At 46.2% G+C, this 18,849-nt stretch carries 12 protein-coding genes and 2 pseudogenes; 8 read left to right on the top strand and 6 right to left on the bottom strand.

Annotation, left to right across the window (positions count from 1 at the left end; translation table 11 throughout):
- Nucleotides 1-31 precede the first annotated feature (31 nt).
- The gene (locus tag JGK22_RS17695; protein ID WP_293185901.1) at nt 32-556 is read left to right on the top strand and encodes a hypothetical protein; all 525 of its coding nucleotides are present in this window, start codon (nt 32-34) and stop codon (nt 554-556) included.
- Nucleotides 557-947: 391 nt separating this feature from the next.
- Here JGK22_RS17695 and JGK22_RS17690 read toward each other — a convergent pair whose 3' ends face one another.
- Together JGK22_RS17690 and JGK22_RS17685 are read right to left on the bottom strand one after the other, a co-directional pair.
- Nucleotides 948-1,697 carry a pentapeptide repeat-containing protein gene (locus JGK22_RS17690; RefSeq protein ID WP_293313315.1) on the bottom strand — a complete coding sequence of 250 codons (750 nt, stop codon included), beginning with the start codon at nt 1,695-1,697 and terminating at the stop codon, nt 948-950.
- A 20-nt stretch (nt 1,698-1,717) separates the two neighbouring features.
- Nucleotides 1,718-2,362 carry a hypothetical protein gene (locus JGK22_RS17685; protein ID WP_293151824.1) on the bottom strand — a complete coding sequence of 215 codons (645 nt, stop codon included), beginning with the start codon at nt 2,360-2,362 and terminating at the stop codon, nt 1,718-1,720.
- A gap of 377 nt (nt 2,363-2,739) precedes the next feature.
- Between JGK22_RS17685 and JGK22_RS17680 the strand changes: the two genes are divergently transcribed.
- Nucleotides 2,740-3,060 (top strand): WGxxGxxG family protein, encoded by a 321-nt coding sequence (locus JGK22_RS17680; RefSeq protein ID WP_293185898.1) that lies wholly within the window; start codon nt 2,740-2,742, stop codon nt 3,058-3,060.
- Between the two features lie 403 nt (nt 3,061-3,463).
- Here JGK22_RS17680 and JGK22_RS17675 read toward each other — a convergent pair whose 3' ends face one another.
- Nucleotides 3,464-3,673 (bottom strand): hypothetical protein, encoded by a 210-nt coding sequence (locus JGK22_RS17675; protein ID WP_293185897.1) that lies wholly within the window; start codon nt 3,671-3,673, stop codon nt 3,464-3,466.
- Nucleotides 3,674-3,766: 93 nt separating this feature from the next.
- Between JGK22_RS17675 and JGK22_RS33300 the strand changes: the two are divergent.
- Nucleotides 3,767-4,974, top strand: a pseudogene (locus JGK22_RS33300) (ISAzo13 family transposase).
- Here JGK22_RS33300 and JGK22_RS17660 read toward each other — a convergent pair.
- Nucleotides 4,939-5,232 carry a PAS domain-containing protein gene (locus JGK22_RS17660; protein WP_293186855.1) on the bottom strand — a complete coding sequence of 98 codons (294 nt, stop codon included), beginning with the start codon at nt 5,230-5,232 and terminating at the stop codon, nt 4,939-4,941. The pseudogene JGK22_RS33300 and the gene JGK22_RS17660 sit on opposite strands and share 36 nt — an antisense overlap.
- Nucleotides 5,233-5,293: 61 nt before the next feature.
- On the opposite strand from JGK22_RS17660, the pseudogene JGK22_RS17655 reads away from it, so the two are divergent.
- Both JGK22_RS17655 and JGK22_RS17650 read left to right on the top strand, forming a co-directional pair.
- Nucleotides 5,294-5,821, top strand: a pseudogene (locus JGK22_RS17655) (creatininase family protein); the annotation flags it as partial.
- A gap of 343 nt (nt 5,822-6,164) precedes the next feature.
- Nucleotides 6,165-6,920 carry a DUF561 domain-containing protein gene (locus JGK22_RS17650; RefSeq protein ID WP_293186854.1) on the top strand — a complete coding sequence of 252 codons (756 nt, stop codon included), beginning with the start codon at nt 6,165-6,167 and terminating at the stop codon, nt 6,918-6,920.
- Nucleotides 6,921-7,101: 181 nt separating this feature from the next.
- Here the strand turns inward: JGK22_RS17650 and JGK22_RS17645 are convergent, their stop codons facing one another.
- Complete coding sequence (locus tag JGK22_RS17645) at nt 7,102-7,764, bottom strand: hypothetical protein (RefSeq protein WP_293186853.1); 663 nt, start codon at nt 7,762-7,764, stop codon at nt 7,102-7,104.
- An 84-nt stretch (nt 7,765-7,848) separates the two neighbouring features.
- Here JGK22_RS17645 and JGK22_RS17640 point away from each other — a divergent pair, with 84 nt between their 5' ends.
- The 3 genes from JGK22_RS17640 (at nt 7,849) to dprA (ending at nt 10,608) form a co-directional block, all read left to right on the top strand.
- A complete protein-coding gene (locus tag JGK22_RS17640; protein ID WP_293186852.1) occupies nt 7,849-8,496 on the top strand; it encodes a DUF2301 domain-containing membrane protein in 648 nt (215 codons plus the stop codon).
- 158 nt (nt 8,497-8,654) lie between these two features.
- Nucleotides 8,655-9,308: a YdcF family protein gene (locus JGK22_RS17635; RefSeq protein ID WP_293198420.1), complete on the top strand. Its 654-nt coding sequence runs from the start codon at nt 8,655-8,657 to the stop codon at nt 9,306-9,308.
- Between the two features lie 148 nt (nt 9,309-9,456).
- The gene (gene dprA, locus JGK22_RS17630; RefSeq protein ID WP_293186850.1) at nt 9,457-10,608 is read left to right on the top strand and encodes a DNA-processing protein DprA; all 1,152 of its coding nucleotides are present in this window, start codon (nt 9,457-9,459) and stop codon (nt 10,606-10,608) included.
- A 283-nt stretch (nt 10,609-10,891) separates the two neighbouring features.
- Here the strand turns inward: dprA and JGK22_RS17625 are convergent, their stop codons facing one another.
- Nucleotides 10,892-18,502 carry a DUF4347 domain-containing protein gene (locus tag JGK22_RS17625; RefSeq protein WP_293313313.1) on the bottom strand — a complete coding sequence of 2,537 codons (7,611 nt, stop codon included), beginning with the start codon at nt 18,500-18,502 and terminating at the stop codon, nt 10,892-10,894.
- Nucleotides 18,503-18,849 lie beyond the last annotated feature (347 nt).

The following is an 18,849-nucleotide window of genomic DNA, read 5'->3' as shown; positions in this document are numbered from 1 at the left end:
GGAACCGTAATTAATCTAGAAGCTGAAATTTATGAGTCAAAAGTTAAAAAGCCTCAGCAGTGCGTTGATTCTCGCTGTCGCCTCTGCCGCACTGGCATCCGTCAAACCTGCTCAAGCAGATACAGCCCGATTTAGCCCCGTTGGTGACAACTTCAACCGACAATTCTTTGAAGCTTCAGGAGACTTTTATCACAACGTCAGCTTGCAAGGTTACATGGGCGACTATCTAGGAATTGGTTCCCCCAGCGGCGTAGTTGCCTTTCCCGAAAAAGAAATCGAGCGCGATGCCAGTCGCGTCAGCGGCCTCTACCGACGAGTAATGCAGCGGCAGGTTTCCAGCGACCCTATTCTTCGCGTTCCCGATGCCACCAATCCCTTTGATGCCTCAGTTATGGCCTTGCCCGCAGCCTGCCAGGTAGCACCTCAACCGAGTGGCTGTTTCGCTCCTGGGAGCCGAGTCCAAGAACCGTTTGTACCGCGGCAGCAGCAAGAGTCGGAGGCAGTACCAGGCCCGGTTAGAGGACTGTACAATGTATCACCGGCTCGTGGAAATTAACTCCCAGTTCGGTATAACAATTGTTTGTAGTAAGGACTTTAGTCCTGATTGACTTCAACTCAGAGGAAGGACTGAAGTCCTCACTACAAACTTTAATTATCTGAATTCCGGTTGCATCGCAATTCATATTACCCGCAATCAGGACACTCAAGCGTGCCCAAAGCGTGTCAACTTAAGCCTGAAAGCCTTGATAAATGTCGTTTTTACCATAGTCCAGATCCCCCTAAATCCCCCTTAAGAAGGGGGACTTTGATCGGATTCTTGTCCCCCCCTTCTTAAGGGGGGCTAGGGGGGATCTGGGCCTAATCGTTAGACAGTAGACTGGTAATACATTTAACCTTAAGTTGACACTAATGGGCAGTGCCGTGTCCCTACTTGAGAAACTACAAACTTATGATGAAACAATGCTGCCGTCAGGCATGATTGTTTCTTTCAAATGAGCTTCGCTCAGATTAGCTCCAGCCAAATTGGCTCCTCTGAGATTTGCCCCTGTCAAATTCGCCCCTCTCAAATCAGCTTTACCGAGGTTTGTCCAGCGGAAATCGGCAGCACTCAAGTCCGCAAAACTAAGATTTGCCCTAAAAAGATATGCTCCCGTGAAGTGAGCTTCCCCGAGGTTAGCTTTAGAGAAATTGGCTGCGTAAAAATGTGCTTCAATCAATTCGGCTTGATTGAGATTGGCTTGACTGAGATTAGCATGATTGAGGTTCGCGCCGATCGCATTAACTCGAAACATTGCCGCCCCGATTAAATTCGCATCTCCTAAATCGGTTTGTTGGAGAATCGCACCACTGATGTCCGCCCCAATTAAATTAGCCCCGCTCAAATCTGCCCCCCGGAGGTCGGCCGCTCGGAGATTTGCTCCCGTTAAATTAGCTTTAACTAATTTAGTATCGAGGAGTTGTGCTCCAGCAAGATTTGCTAAACTGAGATTAGATTCAGCAAGGTTTGCTGTAATTAATTTAGCCTTAAACAAGTCTGTTTTAAAAAGGTTACACCGCCCAAGATACGCACCTCTAAAATTTGCTTCAGCGAGGTTAGCTTCGCTCAGATCCGGTTCGAGGTTTGGGTTGAGATTTCTCCATTCAATCCAAGTAACTGCACCTTTTTTTAGCAGCGCTAAATGCTGTGTATTTGCCATAATTGCATCTCCTATAACCCCTATTCCTTGCGACCAAAAATTGCTGGATTTTCGCGACCAGATACGCTTTCCACCGCCGCAATTGCTGCCTGGGAACCTGCTATAATATCTCGTTCTGCTCCGCCGAGGTAAAGCCGTCCGAAACTACCGACAGCCTGAACTTCTAAGATGTTAATAGATGCACCTTTTTCTGCTTCATTGGCTGCCAGCGCTGCATAGGCGGCCGGTTCTACTTCTAAGACGTAAAGCGTTTGTCCCGCCAGCAGCAACTGTCCGCGCCTGCTGCGGTTGATTAATTGGGTTTGGTGGGGGTCGATGTTGCGAATAATTTGACTGGAAATGACTCGCGGTTTGATACATTCTTCTCTACGGACTCCGATGAATTCTAGAATTGCTTTGCCTGCGGCCCTGGTTTCGCCCTGCTGGCCCGAGTGTACTTCCAGCAAGCCGTACAGGCGCTCGACTATCTGCACTCCAGGGCGCACGGAGGCTGATTTGAGGGCGACATCGGTAATTCGGTTAATTTCGATGCCAGGGGAGATTTCTATCCACAGCGACGCATCCCCCGGCAGTGGCAAGAATCCGGCGGCGACAGTGCCTATGTATGCTGCGTGCTGTGGCTGCAAGTTGTCTAGAAATACGTAGCTGCGTAGCTCTATTCCCAATTTGTTTTAATCTCCGTCGATCGAGCTTTTGTTGTCTGTGCAATATCTGAGTTTACCTTTTTTTGTCAACAGTACATTGTCTGTATGATTTTTGACGGTTGACGGTTGACGGTTGACGGTTGACGGTTGACGGTTGACGGTTGACTGTTTGAACAATACCGATGCGGCCGGAAACGATATGAGATACACCCCTCGAAGTGACGTTTTGGGCTTTGCGAGCTATGTTTAATTTCGTATGACCACTAAAAATTTGATATCAATCTGTAGTAATAGCTGGAGTTAATCAATCTTTACTGCTACAGGTGGATTTAACTTTGAAAGGCGATCGATATAGTGATGATAGTTAAAGATTTTTGCCAACAGAGAGCATTTGAATTATGAAACGTTCTGACTTATCCAAAGCAATCGGTGCAGGTATTATCGCTGCTGGTCTAGCCATTGTGCCAGCTAACTTGCCTGCTTCGGCTCAGACAAATACAACTCCGGGTACTAACAGCAGAGATACTACCACTACCACTACTACTCCTCGCTCTGGTGTCTACAGTGCTGAGAACGATCGCGATTTTGATTGGGGATGGTTGGGCTTGCTCGGCTTGTCCGGTTTGCTCGGTTTAATGCCCCGCAAACGCGAAGAAAATGTCCGCTATACCACTACAACTGGCGATCGCGATCCAGCAGTTCGTACAGATTACCGCTAATACTAGGGTATAACGGGCTGTGGGCATGATGCAGGGACAGGATGTTTTAACCTGTCCGAATAGCGCCAACAATCATCAAAAAACCTCCATCTGTGAGGTTTTTTTATTGGATACGATCGGCAATCAATTGGTTCGTGGTGAGGACTTTAGTCCTCAGGAATGAGAATTAAATAACTTACAATTTTATGATTCTTGTCCTTTCTTGACGGGCGGGACGCCCATCCCACAAATATGTGTAAATTATTTAATTTTCGCTCCTCAGACCGAGAGAGGACTAAAGTCATTACTACAAAACTATTTTATTTGTTTCTTCTTCTTCTTCTTCTTCTTCTTTTTCCTTCGCGTTCTTCGCGCCTTTGCGGTTCGTTAAATAAAGATTTTTAGCAGCAAAAAATAGTTTAAATTAAAAAATGTTTTTGCCCGATCGCTCCACGAACACATCCAACATCGCCTGCACCAACTTGTCTGGATCTAAAGGCTTACAAATGTGCCGCTGGAACCCCGCAGTCAGGGCTTGCTGGTAGTCAATTTCTCCAGCATAGGCGGTAAGGGCGATCGCGGGAACCAATCCGCCTTGCTCCGGCGGCAGAGCCCGCACCTGCCGCAGCAACATATAAGGGGCTTGCGATTAAATATAACCCCAGTTATCCTAGAAGAGTAGGAAACAAAAAATCTGACATAAGCGGTTGTTACTTCTGTAATTGGGATGCTAGAAATGATCTTGAGTGAGCCAGTGAAATTAACATTCAAAGATGCGGCAAAAAAACTGACAGGCTATCGCCGTCGAGACTTTATGGCAAAAGTGGCTGAAGACTACTTTAATGGTTGGGCCCGCAAAGTAGAAACATTTATGGGGTGGAACCGAGACAGTGTTCAACTAGGCTTACATGAACGACGAACCGGGTTGATTTGTGTAGATAATTACCGGGCACGAGGGCGACATAAAAGTGAAATTTTGCTGCCCAACTTAGAAGCCGATATTCGTTCTTTAGTAGATCCAGAGTCCCAGGCAGACCCCAAGTTTCAATCGACATTTTTGTATGCCCGGATCACGGCCATGGCGGTACGAGCGGCATTAGTGAGTCAGAAGAACTACGACAGTGAGCAATTACCTTCTCGTCAGACAATTGGCGCGATTTTAAATCGAATGGGGTATCGCCTAAAAAAACACAAAAAACCAAGCCCTTGAAAAAAATTCCCGAAACTGATGCGATTTTTGAGAATGTATTGAAGGAGAATCAAGCCTCCAATCTAGATGTCAAGTCTCTGCGAATATCAATTGATACCAAAGCGAAAGTAAAAATTGGCAACCTGTCACGGGGAGGTAAAGCCAGAACCATCGAACCGAAATCGGCTGACGATCATGATACCGAGTGGCAAGCTGTATTAGTCCCCTTTGGCATTCTTAACACTCAAAGTGATCAACTATCGATTTATATGGGACAGTCCGCTGAAACTACAGATTTTATTGTTGATTGTCTAACAGATTGGTGGCACAATAATCAATCTGATTACACCGAACTCGAAGAATTAGTGATTGACCTTGATGGTGGTCCGGCAATCAGAAGCAATCGCACACAATTCATCAAACGCATCATCGAGTTATCTCAGGCAATTGGCTTAAGAATCCGACTAATTTACTATCCACCATATCATAGTAAGTATAACTCAATTGAACGCTGCTGGGCGGCACTTGAACACTATTGGAATGGTGCTATTTTAGATTCAGTTGAAACTGCCGTACACTGGGCATCTAGCATGACATGGAAAGGAATTAATCCCATTGTAAACTTAATTGAGACAACTTATGAGAAAGGCGTAAAAGTCTTACCTCATGAGTTAAAACAGTATTTGCCCTCATGGCAACGTTCTGAAACTTTACCAAAATGGGATATCACGATTATCCCATTTTGACTGGTATTTTATTTGTCCGCGAGTCCCTAACACGCTCAACCAGCGGATTTTGGCCGTGTCTGCGCGCACGATTCGGTAGTCGATCGAGTAGAGCGATCGCGTTTCCCGAGCCGTTTTGACTGCCTGCAAGACTTGTTTTAAGTCGTCTGGATGCACGAACTTTTTCCACACTGCGATCGTAGTTTCGCCGCCCGGTGTCGGTTCGCAGCCGAAAATCCTGAAATGGTTCGCCGACCAAATTACTCGATTTGTTCGCACGTCTAGATCCCAGCTTGCTATGCCCGAGCCTTTGATGGCGACGCTCAAACGTTCTTCTATGATCGGCGCTCAGACACTTTTAGCCGCAATTGGCGAAATTGCTGACAGTATTTACCGGGCAGGATTTCGGAAATTAGTATTGATGAATGCCCACGGCGGACAGCCGCAGGTAATGGAAATTGCAGTGCGGGATATTCATCAGAAATATCAGGATTTTTCAGTGTTTCCGCTGTTTGTCTGGCGGGTGCCGAATGTGGCGGCCCAATTACTCACGGCGAAAGAGTTAGAATTGGGAATTCACGCGGGAGATGCCGAAACGAGTTTGATGTTGTCAATTTTGCCCGAACAGGTGAAAATGGAGCGAGCAGTTTGCGAGTATCCGAGGGATTTGCCTGCTGACAGTTTGCTGAGTATGGAAGGTAGCTTGCCTTTTGTTTGGCTGACGCGAGAGTTGACTGATAGCGGTGTGTTGGGCGATGCGACGGTGGCGACGAAGGAAAAGGGCGATCGTATTTTGGAATCTCTCTCTGACGGCTGGGTACAAGTTATCAAAGATGTGCACAAGTTTCGACAGCCGGGAAATAATTAAAACAAAACTTACGCATCGGCACCCAGAAACCGGGTTTTTTACCTAATCTGCGGTCTAAAATCCGTCTTTTCGTAAAAAAACCCGGTTTCTAAACAAGGAGTGCGTCATACCAATTTAATGGGTCGTTGCACATATCCCGATCCCCCTAAATCCCCCTTAAGAAGGGGGACTTTGAGTAACTCTTGTCCCCCCCTCCCACCAGGGGGGTTAGGGGGGATCAGATTCTATGCACCCTCATAAAAAATTGGTATCAGTCCTATAAAAATTAAGAATTAAAAATCAAAAATAGTTCTAATTCGTGTCAAAATGAGTCTAACAAATTTTCTGAGTTGGAAGGCTAACTATGAGTGTAACTCCTAAATTGCAGCGCGCATTTGAGCAAGGCCGCGCCCTGAAAATTATCAGCGGTTTAAATAATTTTGATGCGGCTAACGTTGCGGCTGTTGTCAAAGCAGCGGATCTCGGTGGCGCTTCCTTTGTCGATATTGCTTGCGATCGCGATTTGGTATTGATGGCAAAACAGTTGACAAATTTGCCAATTTGTGTGTCGGCTGTGGAACCAGAAAAGTTTGTAGCTGCGGTAGAAGCTGGCGCTGATTTGATTGAAATTGGCAACTTTGATGCTTTCTACGCCGTAGGGCGCCGCTTTGAAGCTGAGGAAGTTTTGGAGTTGACTCGCCAAACGCGATCGCTATTTGGGAACATCACTCTTTCTGTAACAGTTCCCCACATTTTGACACTGGACAAACAAGTACAGTTAGCAACCGAATTAGTCAAAGCTGGCGCTAACATCATCCAAACCGAAGGCGGTACTAGCGCCCAACCAATTCACGCCGGAACTTTGGGATTGATTGAAAAAGCAGCGCCTACTTTGGCCGCAGCCTTTGAAATTTCCCGCGCCGTACAAGTCCCCGTACTCTGCGCTTCGGGCATCTCCAGCGTCACTGCACCGCTGGCTATTGGCGCTGGCGCTGCGGGTGTTGGCGTCGGTTCTGCTGTCAGCCAACTTAACAGCGAAGTGGCGATGATTGCTGCTGTTCGCAGTTTAGTTGAAGCTTTGGCAAAAGTCGAGCGATCGCACTTTGCTACTTCAATCTAATTAAGAAGGAAGAGTTGACAGTTGACCTGGGACAGTTGACCTGGGACAGTTTTCAGAGGGAAGAGGGAAGAAGGAAGAGTTGACAGTTGACCTGGGACAGTTGACAGTTTTCAGAGGGAAGAGGGAAGAGGGGAGAAGGAAGATTTTTCCCCCTCTCCCAATCTCCCAATCTCCCTCTTCCTTAATAATTAATCCACCACACGGCATAATCATGTAATAAATGATTGTTTGGGGGGATATCATCAACTGATTCTAACTCTGCTAAACGCAACATAAACTTTTTGCGATCGCCAACGCGCTGAACTTCCACAAATATGCCGTCTTCCTGAATAGAAAAATCTTCCAACCGATGAATTGTGAATTTATCAGTATAAGAAGGTTGAGTTTTTTTGAGCCTTGCATATTCTTTTTTAGTGCCAAAACCCATAAGATACTCTTCTTCCCATTCAAACTCTTCTATGCCAGTAACATGGCACGGAACTTGAAAATTTTGCTTGAGGTAGTCTAAATATTTGATTGTATTTTTAAGATCGGCATTGATTTTTTTGTTTCCCAGGATTCTTCTAATCTTACTTTCAAATTGACCGCCATTAAATGGGTTGTTTTCATCGAGATCGGCGAAGATTTCTGGCTTGAAAGTGCCTCCTAATTCTGGTAATTCAGCAAGCAAGCGCTGCAAGTCGTTTAGCGGTTTCGGTCTTCTACCTGCTACAATGGTTTCATCAAGCTGAACTAAAGGAAGTTCGGATTCTGAAGGAAGGGATTTGCTTTGATTTGGGCGATCGTCAACTTGAGACTTGTTAACTTTAGGCTGGTTAACTTTAGGTTTGTTAAATTTGGGCATCGCTCGGTCTCGCTGTATCGGTTTATCAATAAAGTATATCTTGGTAGAAGTACATTCGTGTCTGACAAATAGGAGGAAGCTGTGATGCAATTACTGAAATCGCCTGATGAATCGGCAGTCTATCAAGGGCAATTCGGCGAGTTTACGATTACCGAAAGCGATCGCACTGGAGTGTTGATCTACCGCGCCGGATTGGGGGTGGCGGCGCTGTGTTTGGCGGTGGGTGCTACTCTGGTGTTGCAACAGGGCGACAACCCAATGGCAATTCAAGCTGTAACGCCTGTTTTTGCGTGTTTCTGGATAGCTTTAGGCGTTAGTTTGGCAACTATTCACATTTACATGATTGCGCTGCATCGCACGTTACAGATGTTTTGGGCGATCGGCGGCGCGGCAGCACTGTTTGTCGCTTTACAAAGTAGCGAACCTTTGGCTTTGGCGGTGTACGAACATCCAGCGACTTTGTGGGGAATTGGCTTTACTTTTGCTGCCTTGAATGGCATCTTTTTTAAAGAAGCTTTCTGCTTTAACCGCCTAGAAACTAAGTTTTTGACTCCGGGAGTTCCGCTATTACTTTTAGGACATATTTTTGGCTTCTTGACACCGGAAAATGAACAGTTGCTGCTGGGACTTTGGGCGATATTGTTCATCATTTTTGCTGTCCGCAAGTTTTTTCAACCTATCCCCCAGGATATCGGCGATAAGAGCGTTTTTGAGTATCTCAAACACAAATAATTTGGGAATGGGGAATAGGGAATAGGGCATAGGGCATAGGGAATAGGGCATAAGGCAATTTTATAACTTTCTCACTGTCTCACTATTTCCCTCTTCCTGAAACCATTGGTATTGTTGCTTCTTCCTTCTTCCTTCTTCCTTCTTCCTTCTGCTATAAAATGAAAATTCGTCTGATCCGCCGCCGAGAGATGTGGGCAATTACCTGGGAAGGTTGGGTAATTGCGATCGCAGGTTTAATCATTACAATGGTCTTAATTATCACAAATATTCATCCATTTTTGGCGGTAAATGCGCCGATTAAAGCAGATATACTGGTTGTGGAAGGCTGGTTGCCGGATTATGCAGTCGAAAGTGCGATCGCAGAATTCAACAAAGGCGGATACCGGAAATTGGTGACAACCGGGCTTCCGGTAAGTAAGGGCCACTATCTCGCCCAATATAAAAATTATGCTGAACTGACCGCCGCGACTTGTATTGCGCTAGGATTTGATAAGAACAAAGTGGTAGCTGTACCCGCACCGAGTGTTGTGAAACACCGCACTGCTGCTTCTGCGATCGCACTTCGAGATTGGCTAGCTACTTCTGCCCTAAAAGTGGACTCAATCAATCTTTATTCTATTGGCACTCATGCCCGCCGCAGTTGGATGGTTTTCAAAGAAGTGTTGAATCCTGAAATTAAAGTCGGGATTATAGCTGCGGAATCGGAAGATTATAACTCACAAGAATGGTGGAAATCTAGCGCAGGTTTTCGGACTGTGACTGGGGAAATCATTGCTTATATTTATGCCCGTTTTGTCAATTGGAAAGCTTAGGTACGTTGTTGGGCTTCAGCCCTCTTTGTCTATAAATCTAAAGAGGGCTAAAGCCCAACAACGTACCTTTTTTAAGTTGACAGCAATGGATAGTGCTGTTTATACCAAAAATGATAAAATTATTTTCAGATAAATTGAGGGCAAGTCGTTGCTAGAAGAACGCGCTTACTGGTTAGCATGGTCACAGATTAATGGTATAGGGCCGATTTTGTTGCAAAGATTGCACCAACATTTTAATACTTTGGCAGAAGCTTGGATGGCGAAACCAGTAGATTTAATGCGAGTAGAAGGGTTTGGCAAGCAGGTAATTGATACCACTGTACAAGAACGATCTAAACTCAATCCTGAAGAATTTATTGAGAAACATCTTATTAACAATCCCTGTTTCTGGACACCCGCAGATCGGGATTATCCCAGCTTATTATTGGAAATTCCCAGCCCGCCGCCGGTGCTGTATTATCGCGGTTTAGTCGATATCAAAGAGAATCAAGGAATTACGCCGACGGTGGCAATTGTTGGCACTCGCAGTCCTTCGGAATACGGCCGCCGCTGGACTCGTAAAATTAGTGTGGCTTTGGCTAAAAATGGTTTTACTGTTGTTTCGGGATTTGCCGCAGGTATTGATACGGAGGCTCATACAAGCTGTTTGGAGACGGGAGGTCGGACTTTGGCTGTTTTTGGTACTGGGGTTGATATCGTTTATCCTAAGCCAAATGAGCGGTTGTGCGATCGCCTGTTACAGCAGGGATTGGCAATTAGTGAATATCCGGCGGGCACTCAACCGAATAAAACTAATTTTCCGCGCCGAAATCGGATAATTGCTGGCTTGAGCCGCGCTACTATTGTGATAGAAGCTCCGCAGAAGTCGGGGGCGTTAATTACTGCTTATCAAGCGAATGAGTTTTGTCGGGATGTGTATGTTTTGACGGGAAGGTTGGATGATGAGCGATCGTTTGGATGTTTGGAGTTGCTGAGTAAAGGTGCTCATCCGATTCTCCCCAATAGCGATCGACTTTTAAGCGAAGACCGATTGCTAGAAATGCTCGGAGCTATGCCAAAATTGGATAGCGCGCAGCAGTTGTCCTTGTTTCCGGCAAATCCAACCCCTGAAAAGCCAGAGCCGCTATTGGATGGGGAGTTGGCTGTAGTGTTAAAAGCTCTGGGTTCGGGGCCGAATTCTCTTGATACAATTGTGGAGGCTGCGGGATTGGAAGCGGGGACGGTTTCTGGTATTCTTTTGCAGTTGGAATTGTTGGGATTAGTTTCGCAATTGCCGGGTATGCGATATCAGCGCTGTTGATTTGATATGTTAGAAAAATCGGCGGTTGAAACCGCATCTGCACAGACAAAATCCGGCGGTTGAAACCGCGTCTGCACAGACAAAATCCGGCGGTTGAAACCGCGACTATACAAACAATGTCCGCCTCCGCGGACTGAAGAAAAAACGCAATTTTAACCGCCTATTCTTCAACCTGCGGAGGCAGGTTTTGTCTGTATAGACGCGAATTCCATTCGCCCGGTCTTTTTCAACCCGCCTCCGGGGGTTTTGTTTGTATATAGGCGGTTTTAACCGCCGATTTTTGTTAAATCAATCCGAAACTCCCTGCGGTAATACTCCCAGCAGAAACTCCGCTGATAGAAGCTAAAATCTCTCCAGTTTGGGCAAACCGAATTAATGTTACACCGCTATCTTGACTAATCGCCAATTGTGAAGAATTCAGCCCGTTACCCAATACTAAGAAGTCTTTACTAAATTCAAAATCGGTAATAGTATCAGTCCCAGAATTGGTGGAGATTAGGAATTTATCGACTCCCTTTCCTCCAGTCAAAGTATCATTTCCTAAGCCGCCATTGAGTAAATCATCTCCCTTGCCACCAAACAAGATATCATTACCATCATCGCCGTTTAAGATATCAGCACCGCGGCCGCCAAACAAGACATCATTACCGCTAGCGCCGAGCAAAGTATCGCTACCTTTGCCGCCGTAAAGAGTGTCATCTCCAAGGCCTCCGTCTAGGGAATCGTTGCCTCGTCGGCCGTTGATTGCATCATTTCCGGTAGTGCCAGTGAGGATGTCATCGCCATTTGTGCCGTTGATTTGACCAGAATTGCTGCCCAAATCTGCGTCACCGGTGACTATAGGAGTTGCAATCCCAGCAGGCAATGTTACTGCTTGAATTTTGCTATCTAAAGCAGCACCAGTATTGTCAGTAACTAACTGGGAAATTGGCTTGCTTCCGGCACCAACTGCTTTGAAGTCTTGAGTAGTTGCGCCCAAGGATACTTGTTGGACGCGGGCAACGGCTTGGGGAATTGATGTTGCTGTTGGGTTGGTGACGGCGGCATCAATGCGCTGATTTGCTGTTGCCATTACTGTCGCAGCTTGCGAGGTAATAGAGGTGACTTTTTGAATGTTGAAACTGGGGTCAATCTGCTGGATTTTAGCAGCGGATTGCAGAATTATTGGTTCTAAGGCGGCTGGATTGCTGAGGTTTAAGATAGCACCGCCTTGAATTTTATCGCCCATTGAACTGACAACAGCTTTGACAAGATCGCGATCGGCTGCACTGGATGCACCGTCAATCAAAGCGACTGTTTGAGTGATGGTGTTTTGGACTTTCACCATTGCTGCTAAGACTTGGACTCCCCCAGGCTGGTTGTTGTTGGTAGCTAGGATTGGATCTAAGCTAGTCAGGTCAACTTCAGCGGGGAGGGAAAGGGCGGCTTTGACTAAAGATTGGGCGGCTTCGGGTGCAATTCCCTTGTCGATTAAGTCGGCGACTAAGCTAGTTAGGAGTGTGACAACTGTGGAATCTGGTGGTGCGGTGACTGGTGTTTCTAGGGGTAATCCGGTGGCGGTGTCAGTGCCTCCGATCGCAACTAAATTGCCTTCTGATGGGTCGATTTCTCCGTTTTTGTTCGTGTCGAATATCTCGAAGGGGATGTTGAGATCGAATTTGCCGCCTGTATCGGTAATTGTGGATGGTTCGTTGGTGTCTTTGATGCCGTTTTTGTTGGCATCGAGGAAGACAGTTGCACCGGAGATGTAGCCGTCAATTACCCAGCGACCATTTTTTGTTGTCACCTTGAAAGTCTGTTCGCTACTGGCACCGTAAGAGTCTGTAGCTATTAACTTTACCTGAAAAGGTTGTGCACCAATTGGGGGAGTTCCGATGAACCGGATCTCGTTTGTCGGGGGGTTAAATTGAAGTCCGAGCCAATTGATGTTTGAGTTATTACTCAGTTCTAAAGGACTGCCATCAAGTAGAGTTAACCGATAGGAAATTAAGTCGCCATCGGGGTCAGTGTATACATCTTTGATGGCTTGGTTAAACTCACTGTACCTCCCACTTAAACGAATTTTCTGTTCTGGAGGAAGATTGCTGGCTGTAAAACTCCTTTCTGTAGCAAACTGTGAACCAGCCCAAGCAGTATCAATTGCCTGTACGCTCCAGTAATATGTCTTATCTGGAGACAAGTCTTTGAGTTGCCACTGGGTGTTTTGACTAACATTCCCCAACCCCACCAGTTGACGAGTTCCATCGGCAAGATACGACATCGGGGAAAGAATATCTTGACCTCCTGGTGTCGTGCCAACTCGTAGGTTGTAGCTTAAACCATCAGCACGAGTCTCAGCATCAGTTGCTTTATTCCACTTAAGAGTCACATTTCGGCCAGAAGGTAAATTTGATAGCCCTGTGGGTGCTGTGGGGGGAGTGTTGGCTTTAGATGTGTTGTTGCGGAAGACTTTGGTAAAGAAGTCGTTTTTGTTCAGTCCTTCATAGAATGAATCATTGTTTGGTGCATTGCCTGTGAATAGGATATCTAATTTACGATCGTTGTCGTAGTCTCCCCAAACAGCCTGGGAATAGTTACCACGATCAAGCTGTTGCTTTGCGCCACTGTCGATTAGTGCGCCACTGTCGATAAAACTGTTTGGGCCAGTAAAGCTGTTTGGGTTAGAAAAATTGCCTTTGTTTTGATAGACTTTGGCGACGATTGTTGCTGAATTTTCGCCATTTTGTCGATCGACACCAGTACCTAGGATATCCAGAAGCCCGTCATTATCGTAATCTCCCCAAGCAGCGCGATTTAAATAAGGTATCTGTGCGCCGATGTCTTCAAACTTGGCAGACCCATTATTCTCACGAGTGCTGTTTCGATAGACTTTGGTAAAAGACGGCTGGAAAAAACTATCGCGACTTGTGAGCAAAATATCCAGTTGACCGTCGTTGTTGTAATCTCCCCATGCCATATCAGCAGCGTCACCATTAGAACCAGGCAACTCTACGCCAGTGTCTTCAAAAACGCCATCGCCCAAGTTGCGGTAAAGTTTTGCCAAGTACCTTGAGTTATCGTTCTTTCGGATTTCCTTTACCTCGACAAGGATATCGAGTTTGCCATCGTTGTCGAAATCTGCCCAAACTCCAGAATCAGTAGGAGCAACTATTTTGTTTTCACTCCCAGTAACAAATAGTTGTCCGACACCTACAAAATTGGGATCTTGTGTATTAAGACGTGCTTTGCTGTCTTTAAAGCGTTCTTGGCCGTTCTTGCCTGTGTTGCGGTAGAGCGTGGTGCTCAAGTCCCCAAACTCAGAAGCTCTAATATTTTCCGTACTGAGCAAGAAATCCGGACGCCCGTCGTTGTTGTAATCTCCCCAACTTGACCGAGATCTATATGGGTATGGGGGATTCCCAGGTAAACTTGTCTCAAAGGAAAAGCCAGAACTCTCACCACTATAGATGTTTTGGCTGGAATCGAAACCATCCTGCCCAAGCAGTGCAGCATCCAGCCACCCATCATTGTTGTAATCTCCCCAGGTTGGAACCTGGCCTGGTAAGTCTCTTCGATTAGCTTCGCTAAAGCCTTGACCGATGTTGTCGTAGATTCGGGGAACTGTGGTCAATGGGCCGTAATTGTTGGTTTGAATTACAGAGCCACCAAGAATATCCAGTTTGCCGTCATTGTTGTAGTCTCCCCAAATACCTGAATCCAAAGCAGATATCGGAGCGTTCGTATTGGTGAAAAGTGGAATATCCGTAATTTGCACGATGGTAGAACTTTGAGTGCCAATATTCGCATTGTCGGCACGATCGATCCGAAACGCGATTTCTTCTGTTTCCTCAACTAAATTGTCCGATAAGATATTAATTGTGAAACTTGTGGTATCTTCACCTGGGTTAAAGGTAAGTTGACCAGAGTAATTGACAAATTCCCAATCTTTGTCCACAGTAGCTGAGCCACCGGTAACAGGTTGTATGTAAACCGTGGAAAGTTTGTCTAAATTTCCAGTGCGAGTGAGAGTAATTTGTCTCTGAAAGACTCCTGGAGGAATTTCAGTTAATTTGTAAGTAGCTTGGGAAAAACTTATCGTGGGATCGTTAGGACTAGCAATCCGATCGTTAGAACTCGGTATTCCGGGCCTCCTAAATATGTTTGGCCTTGGTATCGGTGTCGGAGTCGGAGTGACTGATGTCGTCGGTGTCGGAGTCGGAGTGACTGATGTTGTTGGTGTCGGAGTCGGAGTAACTGATGTCGTCGGCGTCGGAGTCGGAGTGACTGATGTCGGCGGCGTTGGCGTCGGAGTGACTGATGTCGTCGGCGTCGGAGTGACTGATGTCGTCGGTGTCGGAGTCGGAGTGACTGATGTTGTTGGCGTCGGTGTCGGAGTGACTGATGTCGTCGGTGTCGGAGTTGGCTCTGGTGTTGGTGTTGGTGTTGGCGTCGGCGCTACATCCTTATCCGTAATCGCCACAACCACCCCACCAACCACAATCCCGTTATACTTAACATCACCGCTAGTCACACTGTGAGTGATATTCCCGCTGTGCGCCCCTTCCACGATCGCATCATCAACAGCTTTCACCGTAACTGGTTGAGATACATTCCAATTAACGGATGTGAAAGTGATAGGCGCGATCGGCTCAATCTGACTACCTGTGGTGAGAGTGAGAGTGACAGGGGCGATCGGCTGCGATTTCAGCACCGCAGTGTAACTGCCATTAGCCCCGCCTTCTGTAGCAGTTGTTTCGGCAACACTAATAGAAACACCAGCCGTATCATTGTCCTTATTGGTAATACCAACATCCGATACATCTTTGTTGCTGTAATTCGGATCTGTACTAACAGTAGCCGCCGTGATAACTTTGTAGTCAATATCGCCGTCAACAATACTATCGTCTACCCCAGTTACTGTCACCGGTTGCGCTGTATCCCAGTTAGCCGGAGTGAAAGTTAAACTATTAGTCGAAACACTTCCCTCTGCCACATTAGAACTGTTCAAACCAATAATTACATTAGCCGTTGGTTTAGTATTCAGCACCACCGAAAAGTTAGCCTTGCTGCCATCTTCGCCCGTAGTTAATCCCGCCGTCGGATTCACCGTAATTCCCGGAGTTTCATTGTCACTGTTGGTGACGGTGACATCATCAGGCTTGAGATTGTTGTAATTAAGATCGGTGCTGACAGCCGCCGCCGTGATAATTTTGTAAACTACATTTCCATCAGCTACCAAATCGTCAACGCCAGTCACCGTTACTGTTTGCGGTTGATTGTAGTTGGCGGGAGTGAAAGTTAAGCTATTAGTCGAAACAGTTCCTTCGGCAACATTGGAACTGCTTAAGCCGAAAGTAACGTTAGCACTCGGTTGAGAATTGAGTTTGACTGTGAAAGTAGCTTTACCGCCGAGTTCAGTCGTAGTTAATCCGGTAATTGGATTAACAGTAACGCCAACTTTGTCATCATTGGCGATCGTTGTGGTGGCGGTAGCAGTCGTAATTGTTGGTGTTACGCCCGCGCCGGCGGGATTTGATAGGGTGACGATAATTGTTTCGTCGGGTTCAACGATGGTGTCGCCTAACACATCGAGAGTAATCGTTTTTGATGTTTCACCGGCTGTAAAATTAATCGTGCCTGCGATACCCGTTGGAGCAGAAGTGCCACCGATATTGTTGTAGTCGCTGACGTTGGTAGCAGTTCCGGCGATCGTATAATTGACGCTACTTGCCCCGCCAGTGCTACCGCTGCGAGTCACAGTGAAAGTCAGAGGTTTTGTGCCGCTATCGCCTTCGGGAATGCTCGCAATACCCGCAGCAACCGCATAGGAAACAGTACCGTTAGCTGCAATAGTTAGTGTGGTTTGTTTGGTTGTACCCGCAACGCCTCCGGTAATTGTGCCAAAGTTGAGAATTGCGGTTTCGGCGTTTTCTGCGATGTTGTCGGGTTTGATCGTAAGTGCAATATTCTTGGTGAGTGCCGCACCTGTTGCACCTGCGGGGAATGTAATCGAGGTAGGGGCAATAGTGTAGTCAGAATTTTGGGTGGCTGTGCTGCTGGGGTTAATTGCAATTGGTACAACTACATCACTCAAGGGAGTGCCGCCACTGAGGGTAACGGGAATATTTACTACTGTGTCTGTTGTTCCTTCTGTACCGCTGTAGGTTGCCGCACCGAAATTAACTGTGTTTGGTGTATTTAGCAGGATTGAAACATTGTTAGAACCTCCGTTTGTTACCATTACTGCCAAGTCGGGTAGGGAATCGTTGTTAAAATCGTTTACTGTTACCCTCCCAGGGTTTTGCCCTATCAATGCAAAGTCGATCGGCGAACTAAATCCTCCAGTGCCATTTCCCAGTAAAATTGATAGGTTGGTAGCGCCAGAGTTCGATACGGCTAAATCGAGTTTGCCGTCGCCGTTTAAATCTGCCGCTGTGACGGAATTGGACTTTGTTCCGGCTGTGAAATTAGTGGTGGTACTAAAACCTCCAGTGCCATTCCCTAAGAGAATTGAGACGTTGTTAGAACCGTTGTTGGCTGTTGCTATATCGAGGTTGCCATCTACGTTAAAGTCGGCCACAATAATGGAATTGGGAAATTGCCCCGTACTAAAGTTAGTGGCGCTACTAAAACCGCCAGTGCCATTTCCTAAGAGAATTGAGACATTATTAGAAAGACTGTTCCCGACTGCTAAGTCAAGAAAGTTATCGGCGTTAAAGTTTCCCACAGCAACTGAAGCGGGAATTCCTCCGACACCGAAGCTGGTGGCAGGGGCAAAGCCACCAGTGCCATTCCCTAACAAAATTGAGACGCTTCCACCACCTTGAGGGTTACCATTTACCACAGCCAAATCGGGGAAGGTGTCGGCATTAAAGTTACCAATAGCAATAGATAGGGGAGTGTTCCCTACATTTGAGTTTATGGGCGCACCAAAGCCACCAGTGCCGTTTCCCTGCCTAATTGAGACAGTGCCAGAAAAGACTGGATTTGCTGTTGCTAAGTCTAATATTGTGTCGGCATTAAAGTTGCCAAGTCTTGACGGGCCTCCGCTAAAGCTGATGGGCTGTTTAAAACTGCCATTTCCATTGGCTAAGAAAACTCCGCCACCTACTACTAAGTCGAAGATACCGTCACCGTTATAATCTACTGAAGGAACAAACGGATCTGATGTCATTGGAAAATTAGTCGCATTACCAAAACTGGATAGGATATGACTGTAATTTGCGATCGCATCTTCCCGAAATACCAGCGGTGTGTTAATTTCTCCGGTTGTTGCTTCGAGTTCCCAGTCGCCGCCTTTTGCCGCGCTTCCCGTGAGGTTTTTGGAAGCTGCAACATTGGTATTTGTGAGTTGGGCGATGCGCTGGATGAATGCGAAACCATCTATTTCTAAATCTACATCTAAATCTCTCGCTTGTTCCCCGGTACCGCCGGGGAATGAATTCCCCGTCTCATAGCGCAAGTCATCTAAAGATGACTGAATAAATGAATTATTCCCAGTCGGTTTCAACCGACTTTCGCTATGAGACGGGGATTTAAATCCCCGGCGGACTTTCGGACAAACGCGAGGCCCAGATGCCACATTGCAACCGTAAATCAGAATATCCGCACTGTCTGTAAAAGCACTCCGCCACTGCTGCAATTGTTCCGAATAAGCTTCCAAATTATCTGCATTCAAGCTACCATCGCCCACTTGCAGGCTACCCGGAGCACCGTGAGAAACGATGTGAATGCTGTCAATATTGGTACGAAGGGCTAAGATTTGAGTAATTTGTGCGATCGCATCCTCGTTCCCATCTAACACCACAACTTCCGTACCCGGTGTTACCCCAGCCACCAAACTTTGATAATCTTGTACTCTTGTGTCGATAAAGGCGATCGCCCTTACAGAAACTGGAAAATTTAAATTTGACATAATACACCTATTTGGGGTTAAAAAAAGACAACAATTCCCCTGTTTCGTAACTTGCGTGCGAAACTGTCTATCAATTTTGATTTACACAGACACGGGATTTCTGCGTAAAAATTCGGTTATTTCTCATCTGTTGTAGCTACCATAACAGTTTTTTTATCCGAGCTATATAAAGTTTTCTTTAAAAAGATCTGGTTAATTAAACTACCGATAAAGAGCGACAAAATACTTAAGTACAATTACTGCGATGAATGCGAGCTGCATACACCACAAATATTTTTGAAACATAAGTGCTATTGTACTGAGGATTTAAACGTGGTAATTAATACATAAGTTAGGTAAGTAAAGTT

Origin of the sequence: Microcoleus sp. PH2017_08_TRC_O_A, assembly GCF_020738665.1 — a bacterium.
Lineage (GTDB): Bacteria > Cyanobacteriota > Cyanobacteriia > Cyanobacteriales > Microcoleaceae > Microcoleus.
Note: the sequence above shows the minus strand (reverse complement) of the source record. Positions and strands in the feature narration are given on the sequence as shown.